The sequence below is a fragment of the Blastococcus sp. CT_GayMR19 genome (genome assembly GCF_004570385.1).
Classification (GTDB): Bacteria; Actinomycetota; Actinomycetes; order Mycobacteriales; family Geodermatophilaceae; genus Blastococcus_B.
This window is the reverse complement of sequence record NZ_SPQL01000001.1, coordinates 217264-230107: the sequence shown is the minus strand read 5'-3', so window position 1 is coordinate 230107 and position 12844 is coordinate 217264. Positions and strand designations below refer to the sequence as shown.

14 protein-coding genes, 1 tRNA gene and 1 riboswitch are annotated in these 12844 nt (G+C 73.7%); of the genes, 9 read left to right on the top strand and 6 right to left on the bottom strand.

Annotated elements, in window-relative coordinates; all coding sequences use genetic code 11:
* Positions 1–8 precede the first annotated feature (8 nt).
* The 4 genes from E4P39_RS01120 to E4P39_RS01105 all read left to right on the top strand — a co-directional run bounded on the left by E4P39_RS01120 (position 9) and on the right by E4P39_RS01105 (position 3236).
* Entirely contained in the window at positions 9–320 is a 312-nt protein-coding gene (locus E4P39_RS01120) for a rhodanese-like domain-containing protein (protein WP_245159545.1), read from the top strand.
* 59 nt (positions 321–379) lie between these two features.
* Positions 380–1759: an MBL fold metallo-hydrolase gene (locus E4P39_RS01115; RefSeq protein ID WP_135134483.1), complete on the top strand. Its 1380-nt coding sequence runs from the start codon at positions 380–382 to the stop codon at positions 1757–1759.
* A gap of 104 nt (positions 1760–1863) precedes the next feature.
* Positions 1864–2466 carry a rhodanese-like domain-containing protein gene (locus tag E4P39_RS01110; protein WP_135134482.1) on the top strand — a complete coding sequence of 201 codons (603 nt, stop codon included), beginning with the start codon at positions 1864–1866 and terminating at the stop codon, positions 2464–2466.
* On the top strand, positions 2463–3236 hold the full coding sequence (locus E4P39_RS01105; protein ID WP_135134481.1) for a sulfite exporter TauE/SafE family protein: 774 nt from the start codon (positions 2463–2465) through the stop codon (positions 3234–3236). Before E4P39_RS01110 ends, E4P39_RS01105 begins: the two co-directional genes overlap by 4 nt.
* A gap of 15 nt (positions 3237–3251) precedes the next feature.
* On the opposite strand, the gene E4P39_RS22755 is transcribed toward E4P39_RS01105, so the two are convergent.
* Positions 3252–3431: a hypothetical protein gene (locus E4P39_RS22755; RefSeq protein WP_245159544.1), complete on the bottom strand. Its 180-nt coding sequence runs from the start codon at positions 3429–3431 to the stop codon at positions 3252–3254.
* Positions 3432–3857: 426 nt separating this feature from the next.
* Positions 3858–3934: transfer RNA gene (locus E4P39_RS01090), tRNA-Ile, on the bottom strand.
* Positions 3935–4131: 197 nt separating this feature from the next.
* Positions 4132–4290: riboswitch (cyclic di-AMP (ydaO/yuaA leader) on the top strand.
* Between the two features lie 11 nt (positions 4291–4301).
* On the opposite strand from E4P39_RS01090, the gene E4P39_RS01085 reads away from it, so the two are divergent.
* Positions 4302–5513, top strand: coding sequence for a M23 family metallopeptidase (locus tag E4P39_RS01085; protein ID WP_245159543.1), 1212 nt, complete (start codon positions 4302–4304; stop codon positions 5511–5513).
* A gap of 29 nt (positions 5514–5542) precedes the next feature.
* Positions 5543–6217: a VTT domain-containing protein gene (locus E4P39_RS01080; protein WP_135134479.1), complete on the top strand. Its 675-nt coding sequence runs from the start codon at positions 5543–5545 to the stop codon at positions 6215–6217.
* On the opposite strand, the gene E4P39_RS01075 is transcribed toward E4P39_RS01080, so the two are convergent.
* On the bottom strand, positions 6214–7107 hold the full coding sequence (locus E4P39_RS01075; protein ID WP_245159542.1) for a maleylpyruvate isomerase N-terminal domain-containing protein: 894 nt from the start codon (positions 7105–7107) through the stop codon (positions 6214–6216). The genes E4P39_RS01080 and E4P39_RS01075 overlap by 4 nt on opposite strands.
* Before the next feature lie 134 nt (positions 7108–7241).
* Here E4P39_RS01075 and E4P39_RS01070 point away from each other — a divergent pair, with 134 nt between their 5' ends.
* The 3 genes from E4P39_RS01070 (at position 7242) to E4P39_RS01060 (ending at position 9581) form a co-directional block, all read left to right on the top strand.
* The gene (locus tag E4P39_RS01070; RefSeq protein WP_135134478.1) at positions 7242–8381 is read left to right on the top strand and encodes a GGDEF domain-containing protein; all 1140 of its coding nucleotides are present in this window, start codon (positions 7242–7244) and stop codon (positions 8379–8381) included.
* A gap of 16 nt (positions 8382–8397) precedes the next feature.
* Positions 8398–8694 carry a hypothetical protein gene (locus E4P39_RS01065; protein WP_245159541.1) on the top strand — a complete coding sequence of 99 codons (297 nt, stop codon included), beginning with the start codon at positions 8398–8400 and terminating at the stop codon, positions 8692–8694.
* Between the two features lie 386 nt (positions 8695–9080).
* Positions 9081–9581 (top strand): DUF3145 domain-containing protein, encoded by a 501-nt coding sequence (locus E4P39_RS01060; protein WP_135134477.1) that lies wholly within the window; start codon positions 9081–9083, stop codon positions 9579–9581.
* Positions 9582–9785: 204 nt separating this feature from the next.
* On the opposite strand, the gene E4P39_RS01055 is transcribed toward E4P39_RS01060, so the two are convergent.
* The 3 genes from E4P39_RS01055 to E4P39_RS01045 all read right to left on the bottom strand — a co-directional run bounded on the left by E4P39_RS01055 (position 9786) and on the right by E4P39_RS01045 (position 12834).
* A complete protein-coding gene (locus tag E4P39_RS01055; protein WP_245159540.1) occupies positions 9786–11198 on the bottom strand; it encodes a carboxyl transferase domain-containing protein in 1413 nt (470 codons plus the stop codon).
* Between the two features lie 52 nt (positions 11199–11250).
* Complete coding sequence (gene fabF, locus E4P39_RS01050) at positions 11251–12492, bottom strand: beta-ketoacyl-ACP synthase II (protein ID WP_135134476.1); 1242 nt, start codon at positions 12490–12492, stop codon at positions 11251–11253.
* 99 nt (positions 12493–12591) lie between these two features.
* The gene (locus E4P39_RS01045) at positions 12592–12834 is read right to left on the bottom strand and encodes an acyl carrier protein (RefSeq protein ID WP_135134475.1); all 243 of its coding nucleotides are present in this window, start codon (positions 12832–12834) and stop codon (positions 12592–12594) included.
* Positions 12835–12844 lie beyond the last annotated feature (10 nt).

The window sequence follows — 12844 nt, the reverse complement described above, 5'->3', positions numbered from 1 at the left end:
AGCACACCGTGAACCCGCAGATCCCCCAGCTCACCGCCGCCCAGGCCGCCGACCGCACCGAGGCCGTCGTCCTCGACGTCCGCGAGGCCGCCGAGCTCGCCGAAGGCCGGATCGCCGGCAGCACCCACATCCCGCTGGGGCAGCTGGCCGCGCGCGTCTTCGAGCTCGACCGCAACCGGCCGGTCATCACCGTCTGCCGCAGTGGTGGGCGGAGTTCCCAGGCCGCGCAGTTCCTGGCAGGCGAGGGCTACGACGTCGCCAACCTCGACGGCGGCATGACGCAGTGGATCGCCGACGGCCGGCCTGTCGCGAGGCGCTGACCCCGGCTCTCATTTCAGTTGAAAATACCCCTGCCCCGTACCGTACGGAGGAGTTCTTCATGCAGATCGACATCATCGAGACAACCGGCCTCGGCGACCGCAGCTACCTTGTCAGCGCCGACGGCGTCGGCGTCGTCGTCGACCCGCAGCGCGACATCGACCGGGTGGTGGACCTCGCCACCGAACGCGGCGTGAAGGTCCAGCTGGTCCTGGAGACCCACCTCCACAACGACTACGTCACCGGCGGGCCGGAGCTGGCTCACTGGGCCGGCGCCGACTACGCCGTGCCGGCCGGGGACACGGTCGCCTACAAGCGTGTGCCGGCCGCGGACGGCGACGTGCTCGCGGCCGGTCCGATGCGGTTCCGTGTGTTGCACACCCCGGGGCACACCCACCACCACGTCAGCTACGCGCTCACCGACGCGGACAGCGAGGTGCAGGCGGTGTTCACCGGCGGCTCGATGCTCTACGGGGCGACCGGCCGCACCGACCTGGTGGGACCGGAGCACACCGACGAGCTCGCCCACGCCCAGTACCACTCGGTGCGGCGGCTCGCCGACGAGCTGCCGGCCGGAACCCCGGTGTTCCCCACCCACGGGTTCGGCAGCTTCTGCTCGGCCACCCCGACCAGCGGAGACTCCTCCACCGTCGGCGAGCAGGCGCGGGTGAACCCGGCGCTGACCCAGGACGAGCAGGCCTTCGTCGACCAGCTGATCGCCGGCCTCACCGCGATCCCGGCCTGGTACGCCCACATGGGCCCGGCCAACGCCGCAGGCCCAACGCACGTCGACCTGTCCCCACCGCGGGACATGGACCCCACCGAGCTGGCCGGTCGCCTGGTCGCCGGCGAGTGGGTGATCGACCTGCGCAGCCGCACCGCGTTCGCCGCCGGGCACCTGCCCGGCGCGCTGAACTTCGAGCTGGCGATCGCCAACTTCGTCACCTACGTCGGCTGGCTCATCCCGTGGGGCGCGCCCATCACCCTGATCGGGGAGGCCGAGCAGCAGGTCGCCGACGCACGCCGCGAACTGGTCCGCATCGGCATCGACCGGCTCGCCGGCGCCGCGATCGGCAGCCCCGAGGCCCTGGCCGCCGGCCGCGGGCTGACCTCCTACCCGGTCAGCGACTTCGCCGGCCTGGCCGCGGCGATGGCCGCCGACCCCGACCTGGTGGTGCTCGACGCCCGCCGCGACGACGAGCGCGCCGGGGGTGGGGTGCCCGGCTCGCTGCACATCCCGATCCACGAGCTGACCGATCGCCTCGACGAGGTGCCGGCCGGCGAGGTGTGGGTGTACTGCGGTTCCGGCTACCGCGCCTCCATCGCCGCCTCGATGCTCGCCCGCGCCGGCCTCAGCCCGGTGCTGGTCAACGGCGGCTACGGCGACCCCGACACCGGCGCGGCCGCCGTCGGCCTGCACGCTCAGCCCGCCACCGTCTGACCCTTCCCAGACCCCGGCGGCCACCGGGTGCCCCCGCCCCGGTGGCCGCCGGCTCCCGCCTGCCCGCGGCACTCCCAGCAACCGACGCAGAGGACGACCTCCCCGTGAACCCCCGCACCACCGACCTGATCACCCCGGCCGATCTGACCGACCGGCTCGCCGGCGACATCACGCCGACCGTGGTCGATGTGCGCACCCCGGCCGAGTACGAGGCCGCACACATCCCCGGCTCGATCAACATCCCGCTCCCGCTGGTCCAGCAGCACGCCACCGACCTGGCCGCCGAGTTCGACGGCCCGGTCGTGCTGGTCTGCCAGGCCGGCACCCGTGCACGGACCGCCTACACCGCGCTGGCCCTGGCCGGCGCCGAGCAGATCTCGGTGCTCGACGGGGGAGTCACCGCGCACACCGCCACCGGCGCCGACGTCCGCCGCGGCCGGGCCAGGTGGGCGTTGGAGCGCCAGGTCCGCCTGGTCGCCGGCGGCGTGGTCGCGACCAGCATCCTGGCCAGCCTCCGCTTCCCCAAGGCACGCTTCCTCGCCGGCGGTATCGGCGCCGGCCTTGCCACGGCCGCGGTCACCGACACCTGCGCGATGGGCGCCGCGCTGTCCCGGCTGCCCTACAACCGCGGTGGTCGCTCGGTAACCTTGCCCGACGCGGTGCAGGCCCTGCGGACCCCTCAGGCGACCGGCAGCGCCGCAGCGTGACCGTCGCGATCGTTCTCGGCTTGGTCATCGGCGCGCTGGTTGGCCTGCTCGGCGGCGGCGGGTCAATCCTTGCCGTCCCGGCGCTGGTCTACGCCGCCGGGCAGGACCTGCCGCAGGCGGTCGCGACGTCGCTGCTCGTCGTCGGGATCACCGCCTTCGTGGCGCTGCTACCGCGGCTGCGCAAGGGCCAGATCGCCTGGCGGATCGCGCTGATGTTCGGCGCAGCCGGCATCGCCACCGCGTTCGCCGGTGCCGCGGTCAACCGGCTCCTGCCACCTGAGGTTGTCCTCGGCCTGTTCGCCGCCCTGATGATCGGCGCCGGAATCCGGATGCTGTCGGACAAGCCCACCACCGGCGCCGCGTGCGCCACCGACGGCGGCCGCGTCAACTGGCGCCGCTGCCTGCCGCGCACCCTGGCCGGCGGGCTCGTCGTCGGGTTCCTCACCGGCCTGCTCGGCGTCGGCGGTGGCTTCCTCATCATCCCGGTCTTGGTGATCGTGTTGGGCCTGACGATGGAGACCGCGATCGGCACCTCACTGCTGATCGTCACGGTCAACTCCGCTGCCGGATTCGCCGCGCACGCCGGCGACCTATCCCTGGACGTACCGGTCACCGTTGCGTTCACCGCGGCCGCCGTCGTCACCGCGCTGGCCGCCGGCCGTCTCGCCTCCCGGCTGGACACTGCACGGCTTCGGCGCTGGTTCGCCTACCTGGTCTTCATGGTCGCCGCCGGCATCCTCGTGCAGATAGCCGCCGGCCCGCTCGGGTGACCGCTGGCGCCGCCGTCACCGCCTTCCCCGGTCGCGCACTGGAAGAAGATCTGGTCGACCAATCCGCTGAAACGGCTGAACAAGGAGATCAAGCGGCGCACCGACGTCGTCGGAGACCTCGGCCTGGCTCAGATCACCGCGGCGGGCAACCCGGACGACGTCACGCTTGAACTCGGGCGGGAACTTCTTGGGCACAACGACATCCTTCCTGCAGGACGAAGTCCTACAGATGGAGTGTCAACCAGCCCTGCAGCAGTCCCGGTCCGTCCTCGTCCCCGACAGCGCCTCCCAGCGGTTCGACCGGCTCGTCATCCGCGCCGGACTGCCGCCGGTGCCGCTGCACGACCTGCGGCACCTGGCCGCCAGCCTCACCTATCGGGCGACCAAGGACCTGAAGCTCACCAGCCAGATGCTCGGCCACTCGTCCACGGCGATTACGGAGCAGGTCTACACGTCGGTGTTCGAAGACGTGGAGCGGGAGGCTGCCGAGCCGGCCGCCGCGCTCGTGCGCGTGCCCACCGAGCGCCCACTGGCGCCGACGTACCCACCTCGTGCCCACCTGCGGGCCATGTGGGCGACCGCGGTCCCGTCTGCGAGGACGAAACCACAGCTCAGGATCGGTGGTGGGGCGGGTGGGGCTCGAACCCACGACCCAGGGATTATGAGTCCCATGCTCTGACCAGCTGAGCTACCGCCCCGACGCGGACAGCCTGCCAGACGCCGGCCCGTCGTCCGAGCCTGCCGGACAGCGCCGGCGTGAGGGCCTGACAGCGGACCGAGACGACCGTCCGGCCGGCCGACCTGCGGGCCGTTATCTGGTCGTGACATTCACTTGTGCCACACGTACCGTCGTCCGCGGTCCGGACGAGTTCCCGCCCTCGAGCCCGAGGGCATCGCCCGGGCCCCGCCGAACCGCGTCGCCGGATGGCCACGCGGACCGGGGACCCATGGATCCCCTGGGGTGAATCGTGTCTGCGCACGGGGCCGCAGACAGGTAGGGCACCTTCCGGCCCGAACCCGTCAGCTAACCCGGTAGGCGGTCGCAAGGAATGGAGACGCGTCGCCTTGGCGACCCTGCGCCATCAGTTGCTGGACCCCGCCCATCCGCCCCGTACGACCAGCCGCACCCGGACGGTCCTCGCCGCCGGCCTGTTCGCCGGCGTCCTGCTCGCGGCCTCCGCCGCTCATGCCGCCCCGGCCGGCGACGATCCGCGGTCCGCGCACGCCGCGGCCGTCGCCGAGGTCGCCGCCATCCAGGCCCGCGTCACCGAGGCCGAGGCCACCCTCCAGCGCATGACCATCGAGGCGGAAGCCGCCAGCGGCGCCGCCCTCGCCGCCCAGGCAGCCCTGGCGACGGCCGAGTCCGAGGCAGAGGCGACGGCGGCCGAGCTGGCCGCCGTCCGCCGCGAGGTCCACCGGACGCAGGAGAACATCGCCGACCTCGGCCGCGAGGCCTACATGGGCAGCGGCGACTCCTTCGGCGACGTCTCGCTGCTACTGGACGCCGACAGCCCCACCGAGGTGCTGCAGCAGGCCGCCACGCTGGAGGTCCTGGGGGAGGAGCGCAGCGAGCAGCTCGCGGAGCTGGAGGACGTCGAGGCGCTGGAGGCGCGGGTCGACCTCGCGGCTCGCGTCGCCCTCGCCGAACAGGACCGAGCCGCCCGAGCCGCCGGCCAGGCCGCGGCCACCGCGGACGCGCAGCTGGCGGCCGCGCAGGGCACCTACGACGCCCTGGCCGCTGAGAAGGCCGTCCTCGACCAGCAGCTGCGTGACGCCGAGATCCGGCTGCTCGAGCTCCGGGGCGCGCCCGATCCCGCAGCGACGTGGGCGGACCGGGAGCAGGCCAAGCAGGCGGTGGCCCTGATCTCGGCCGCCAATGGCGCCGTCGCCCCCACGCAGGGCCAGGTCACCTCCTGCTACGGCTCGCGCTGGGGAACCCTGCACGCCGGCGTCGACATCGCCGCCCCCATCGGCACGCCCGTCTTCGCGCCGGAGGACGGCATCGTCCTCGACGCGGGACCGGCCAGCGGGTTCGGCCTGGCCGTCTACGTCCAGCACCGTGACGGGACGATCACCCTCTACGGCCACGTGAACCAGTTCTTCGTGGCCCCGGGTCAGGTGGTCGTCGCCGGCCAGCAGATCGCCGAGGTCGGCAACCGCGGCCAGTCCACCGGCCCGCACCTGCACTTCGAGGTGCACACCGGCGGCCTGTACGCCAACCGGATCAACCCGACGCCCTGGCTCGATTCCCGCGGCATCTCGCTCGGCAGCTGCTGATCACGGACGCCGTCGCGCACCATGGGGCCGTGCGGACGACGGGGGACAGGACGTGGCTGCGGGCCGCGGCGCTCGGTGTCCTCCTGGCGCTCGGCGGCGTCCTCGCGCTGGTGCTCGACCTGCCCGACGTCGACGAGGTCCGCGCCTGGGTCGACGGGGCCGGGGGAGCGGGGTGGACGGCGATGGTGCTCGGGCTGGCCGTGGTGTTGCTCGCGCCGGTTCCCCGGTCGGCCCTCTCGGTGCTCGTGGGCGTGGTGGCCGGCTTCGGACCGGGTCTCGCCGTCGCGCTCGCCGGTGGGCTGCTCGCGGCGCTGGCCGCGTTCGGCCTGAGCCGGACCCTCGGCCGCGCGGCGGCGACCCGTCTGGCCGGTCCGCGGCTCGGCCGGGTCGACGAGCTGATGGCCCGCCGGGGCTTCGTCGCCGTCCTGGCCGGGCGGCTGCTGCCGATCGTGCCGTTCGTCGTCCTCAGCTACGGAGCCGGGCTGACCGCGATCCGCTGGCCGCCCTACGTCGCCGGCACCGCTCTCGGCCTGATCCCGAGCACCCTGGTCCAGGTCGGCATCGGCGCCTCCGCCGGCGCCGTCGTCGCCCGGGCCACCCCGCTGACCGTCGTCCCGCTGCTCGCTGCGGCCATCGTCCTCGCCGCCCTCGCCGCCGGTGTGTGGCGCCGACGGCAGCGCGCAGTGCCGGCGCCCGGCGGCTAACCCCGGCCGAAGAGCCGGCCCAGCACCCCGCCTGCCCCGCCCATGGTCCGCGCGGCGAGCTGGAGGAGGGGCCCGCCGGGGATCCCCGGCACCTTCTGCACGATCGGCGCGAGCCGGAGCAGGCCCGCGACGTCGTGCACCCGCAGGCGGCGGGTGGCGGCGGCGGGCAGCGGGTTGATCCGGCCGGAGGCGGCCTCGAGCAGCAACGGAGCGGACGCCTCGACCGCCGGACCGGAGAACGATCCCGCGGGTACGCCGCGCACCGTCCAGCCGGCGCCGTCCGCTGCGAAGGCCCAGCCGCCCTCCGGCGTCGCCAGGGTGACGCCGCCGGTGATGTCGCAGGAGGCCGCCAGCGCGCCCGTCACGTCGACCAGAGCGGCCAGTCCCGACTGCAGCACCTCGGGGGGTGGAGGCTCGGCGCCGCACGAGACGAGGTCGAGACCGTGCACGGCGAGCTCGTAGGCCTGACCCAGGACGACGCTGAGCAGGGGGAGCCGGCCCACCACCGAGACCGTCGGCGTCGTGTCGAGCTCGACCGGCTCCTCCTTCAGGTAGCGCGCGGTCGCGTCCCGGTTGCGGCGCAGGGCGGCGAGGACCTCGTCCCGGGACGCGCTCCGGTGCGCCGCGGTGACGCGCGCGTTGACGGCGTCGACGTCCGGCTGCGGGCCCGCGCCGCCGGAGCGGGCCGACGCGATCAGATCGGCCAGCGCCGTGTGGTCGTCCCAGCAGCCGAGGTGCACGGCGATCTCGTGCGCCCGCCAGCCGGGCAGCCGGGACGACCGCTCGAGGTCCACCGCGGCCACCTGGTCCAAGAAGGCGTCCCACGCCCCGAGCACCATCCCGCTGACCTGGTCGCGTCCCGCATCCGCCATGCCCTGGTGTCGTCCCACGCCTGCGCCCTACCCGGCTTCCGGCAGAGCAGGCGTGTGTTCCCCCGCACGCCGTCCGGCCGCTCGCAAGCGGCCTCACCCCGCCGGGTGAGGTGCGCATCAAGCACCCCCGGCGGGGCGCCGATCGCAACAAGGTGAGTGATCGAGCGGCTGAGGACCGCCGCGCAGCCCCCCTGCGCGAGACACACCGGCCGGGCGCTGCCCGCCGGCTGGTGTCCGCGCTGCGGGCCGGGCTGTACCGCCCACTCGCCGGGGACGACGACCGGGTGGCCCACTGGGTGCGGCACGTGCGCAACGGCGTGTTGCTCACCGAGGTCGCGGCGCTGTCGGTCATCGTCTACGCCCTGGTGACCACCAGCCCGGGCCGGCACCACCCCGTCCTCCTGGCCATGGCCGCGGTCACCATGCTGTGCTGCCCGCTGCTGCTCCTGCTGCCCCTTGCGGCGATGATGGGCGATCGTCGAGGGCCCACCATGTTCTACGTCTGGAGCATCGCAACGGCCGCCGTCGTCCTCGTGGCCACGCGGCTGGACGGGGGCGCGTCCAGTCCGCTCGACGCGCTGCTGTTCCTCACGCTGGGCTATCTGGCGGCCGCCTACTCCCCGTGCGGGGTCGTGGCCATGGGCGGCATGATGAGTGCCGGATACCTGATCTTCGTGGCGCTGCCCGACCCGTCCATGTCCGGCATGTTCTTCCTGACGGTCATGCTCGCCTTCACGATGATCTGCGCGATGTCGACGGCGGCCTCGTGGGCCGCCTACGACCGGCAGGTCGCGCTGATCCGCCTGCAGGAGTCCCTCGCCGCGACCGACTCCCTGACCGGCATCCCCAACCGCCGCGCTTTCCTCGACCGCGTCGCCGCGGCCGTGACCGAGGCAGCCTGGGGGCACCCGACCGTGGTCTGCCTCGTCGACCTCGACGGCTTCAAGGCCGTGAACGACGCCGGCGGACACGCGGCCGGTGACGCCGCCCTCCAGGCGATCGCGGCCGCCCTCGGCCGGGCGGTGCGGGAGACCGACACCGTAGCGCGCCTCGGCGGCGACGAGTTCGCCGTCCTGGCCGACGTCTCCGTCAGCTTCTCCGGCGAGATGCTGGCCGAGCGGATCCGGGAGGCGGTCGCCTGCGTGGGCGGCGCGACCGGGGTGACCGCCAGTGTCGGCGTGGCCGAGGTCCAGCCGGGCGACGACGTCCAGGACCTCCTGCACCGGGCGGACGCCGCCATGTACCGGTCGAAGACGGCCGGCGGCAACCGCGTCACCGCGATGGCCTTCTGAGCCACGCGCGGCCCGCTTGATCCGCACCGTTGCCGCGGGGAGCCTGGCCGACGTGGCGGCGAGCGGCACGACGATCGGCACCGTGGTGCGGTGGGACGACGACCGCGGGGCAGCGGTCATCGAGGCCCCGGAGGTTCCCGGCGGCTGCTGGGCGGACCGCTCGGTGGTGGTCCACAGCACCGTCGGTGCCGGCGCGCTGCGTGCCGGCCAGGTGGTCGAGTTCGAGTGGACCGAGCCCGGGGACGGCGGTCTACCGTTCCGGGCGCTGCGGGTGACCCCGCGGGAGGACCTGCAGGCCACGCTCGGCGGCTGAGGATCGGGCCGGTCGCGGCGCGCCTGGGTCGGCGCAAGCGTCCAGTGGCATTACTCTCCGTGATCGTTGAGGGAATCCTGCTCACCCGATCCGAACGGGCCGCTGACCAGGCGTGACCCCTCCGAATATCCGCCTCAAGAGACGGGGCGGACCCGGTGGACGGCGCGCCTCGGCTCGTGGTATGGCCGTTGACCAGCGGTAAGACGCACCACGAGTGACCTTCTGTCACATTCGACTCATCCACCCCAGCCGGGCTGGCGCGATCGGGTCGTCATCGTGCACACTGGTGCGGCAAGCCCTGCTCCGCCACTGCCGAATACAGCGCGTCACCGAATCGATGAGTCCGTTGGGGAAGACGAGACTGATCGAGTCGATGGAGGTGCCCCGTGCAGCGACGGTCTACCCAGGGTGTCGTCTTCGTGCACGCGTGCCCGAAGGCGCTCTGCCAGCACGTCGAATGGGCGCTCGAACGCGTCGTCGGCGCGCCGGTGTCCCTGTCGTGGGCTGACCAGCCCGCGGCGCACGGTTCCTACCGTGCCGAAGTGGCATGGACCGGCTCGCCCGGTACCGGTGCCAAGCTGGTGGCTGCCCTCAAGGCGTGGCCCATGCTGCGCTTCGAGGTCACCGAGGAAGCCAGCCACGGCAACGACGGCGAGCGCATGTCCTACGTGCCGGGGCAGGGCGTCTTCCGCGCCCCCACCAGCGCCAACGGCGACATCGTCGTCTCGGAGCAGCAGCTGCGTCACCTGGCGGCCACCGCGAATTCCATCGAGTCCTTCCGGCACGGGATGGACGAGCTCCTCGGCGCGGCCTGGGACGCCGACCTGGAGATCTACCGCCACGCCGGCGACGGCAGCCCGGTCACCTGGCTGCACCAGGTGGTCTGAGAGCTGTCCGTGCAGGTCACGATCCGAGCACGACACTCCCGTGCGGTCCGCGGAGTCGTCGTAGCCTGAAGCCGGTCGTCCGGACGCCGTCGGGGAAGCGGCGTCCGGACGTACCTGTTCGTGCGCGTGACCCGAGAGCCGCCGTCCTACCGCGGGAGCCGCTGTGCACGGCGGCTCCCGCGGTAGCGGGGCGGCTCTCGTCGGTCAGAGCGGGATGTTGCCGTGCGCGCCTCGGCCGGGCGGCGCGTCCTGCAGGGCCGCGACCAGCCGGCGCCTCGTCCGGCGGGGCTCCACCACCTCGTCGACGACGCCGATCTGCAGCGCCCGGTTCACCCCACCCGCGATCCGCTCGTGCTCCTCGGCCAGCTGCGCGTGCAGGGCCTCGCGCTCGCCGGGCGGCACGGCGGCCAGCTTCTTGCGGTGCAGGATGCCGACGGCCGCCTTGGCGCCCATGACGGCCACCTCGGCCCCCGGCCAGGCGAAGACCGCCGTCGCGCCGAGCGACCGCGCGTTCATCGCGATGTACGCGCCGCCGTAGGACTTCCGGGTCACCAGGGTCACCCGTGGGACGACGGCCTCGGCGAAGGCGTGCAGCAGCTTCGCTCCGCGCCGCACCACGCCGTCCCACTCCTGGCCGACGCCCGGCAGGTAGCCCGGCACGTCGACCAGCACGACCAGCGGGATCCCGAACGCGTCGCACATCCGGACGAACCGCGCCGACTTCTCCGCCGAGGCCGAGTCCAGGCAGCCACCGAGGCGCAGCGGGTTGTTGGCGATGACCCCGACCGTCCGGCCGGCGAGGCGGCCCAGCGTCGTGACGATGTTGGGTGCGAACCGCGGGTGCAGCTCCAAGCCCGGCCCGTCGAGCAGGCCGGCCACCACCGGATGGACGTCGTAGGCCCGGTTCCGCTGCTCGGGGAGCAGGGCACCCAGGTCGACGTCCGGCTCCTGCGCGCGCGGAGCGAAGGTGCCCTGGGCGGCGAGCAGGTCGACGGCCGTGCGGGCGGTGTCGAGGGCCTCCTGCTCGGAGTCGGTGACCACGTGGACGACGCCGCTGCGCCGGCCGTGCGTGTCCGGCCCGCCCAGGCTCTCCATGTCGACGTTCTCGCCGGTGACCGAGCGGACGACCTCCGGCCCCGTGACGAAGACCCGGCCGGCCGGGCCCATGATCACCAGATCGGTCAGCGCCGGCCCGTACGCGGCCCCGCCGGCGGCCGGCCCGAGGACGACCGAGATCTGCGGGATCCGGCCCGAGGACCGCACCATCGCCGCGAAGACCTCGCCCACGGCGTGCAGGGCGGTGACGCCTTCCGCGAGCCGCGCCCCACCCGAGTGCCAGATGCCGACGACCGGCACCCGCTCGCGCAGCGCCGCGTCGATCGCGTCGACGATGTGCTGGCAGCCGTCCATCCCCATCGCGCCGCCCATGACGGTCGGGTCGGTGCAGTACGCGATCGCCGGGGAGCCCGCCACCGTGCCGCGGGCCGCCAGGACGCCGGAGGTGTCGCGGGCGGCCAGTTGCCGCATCGACCCGGCGTCGAAGAACCTCAGCAGGCGGTCCTCGGGGTCGCGCGGGTCGGTCGCGGGCAGCGTCGGACTGGCGTGCAGGGTCGTCACAGGGCCTCCACGGGCCAGGGGAAAGGCAGGGGCTGGACCGGGCGCGGCGTCGTCACGCCGTCGTGAAGACCAGTGCCATGTTGTGGCCGCCGAAGCCGAAGGAGTCGTTGACGGCGGCGTGCAGCGTCGTGCGCCGGGGCTCGTTCCGCACGATGTCGAGCGCCTGGACGGCGGCGTCGTCGTCGGGGTCGTCGAGGTTGGCGGTGGCGGGCACGATCTGCTCCCGCAGCGCGAGCACCGTGAACACCGCCTCCAGGGCGCCGGCGGCGCCGAGCAGGTGGCCGGTCTGGCTCTTCGTGGCGCTCACCAGGACGTGCTCGCCCAGCGCGGAGAGGATCGCGGCCGCCTCCGCGGTGTCCCCGACCGGGGTCGAGGTGGCGTGGGCGTTCACGTGGCCGATGTCGGCGGGGGTCAGGCCGGCGTCCCGCAGGGCGGCGCCGATCGCGCGAGCGGCACCTTCGCCCTCGGGGTGCGGCGCGACGAGGTCGTAGCCGTCTGCGGTGCCGCCGGCGCCGGCCAGGCGGCCGTGCACGCGGGCGCCGCGGGCCTTCGCCGCGTCGGCACGCTCCAGCACCAGGGCGGCCGCGCCCTCCCCGAGCACGAAGCCGTCGCGTGCCTTGTCGAACGGACGGGAGGCGCGTTCGGGCTCGTCGTTGCGCGTGGACATGGCGCGCATAGCGGCGAAGCCGGCCATCGGCAGCGGGTGCACGCAGGCCTCGGTGCCGCCGACCAGGACGACGTCGGCACGGTCGAACCGGATGAGGTCCAGGCCCCAGCGGATCGCCTCCGCGCCGGACGCGCAGGCGCTGACCGGGGCGTGGACACCGCCCTTGGCTCCGACCGCCAGGCCCACCGCTGCCGCGGGGCCGTTGGGCATGAGCATGGGGATGGTGAACGGGGAGACGCGCTTGGGCCCCTTCTCCTCCAGGATGTCGTCCTGACCGAGCAGGGTGAGCGCACCGCCGATACCGGTGCCGAACACCACGGCGATCCGCAGCGGGTCGACCCCGGCGTCCCCGACCCCGGAGTCCTTCCAGGCCTCCTCGGCGGCGATGACCGCGACCTGCTGGCTGCGGTCCAGCCGGCGGGCGCGGACCCGGTCGATCTGGTCGGCCGGGTCGACCTTGAGCCGGGCGACGAGCTGGGCCGGGTACTCCTTGATCCAGTCGTCGGTGATCCGGCTGACCCCCGACCGCCCGGCCAGCAGGGCCTCCCAGGTGCTGGCGACGTCGCCACCGAGAGGCGTGGTGGCACCGAGGCCGGTGACGACGACGTCAGTGGCGGGCGTGCTCATGGGTTCTCCTCCTGAACGGGCCGCCGTAGGCGGATGAAGATGTTCTCCGGTGCAGGAGCACGGCGCAGCCGTTCCGCTCCTGCACCGGAGGTGGGTGACTCAGCCCTGGTTCTTCTCGATGAAGCTGATGGCGTCGCCGACCGTCTTGATGTTGCCGAGCTCGTCGTCGGGGATGGCGACCCCGAACTTGTCCTCGACGGCGGTGGCGATCTCCACCATCGACAGGGAGTCGACGTCGAGGTCGTCGGTGAACGACTTCTCGGGGGTCGCGTCGGCGGGCGTGACGCCGGCGACCTCTTCCAGGATCTCGGCCAGGCCTGTCTGGATGTCCTCGCGGCTCACGCGGGGTCCT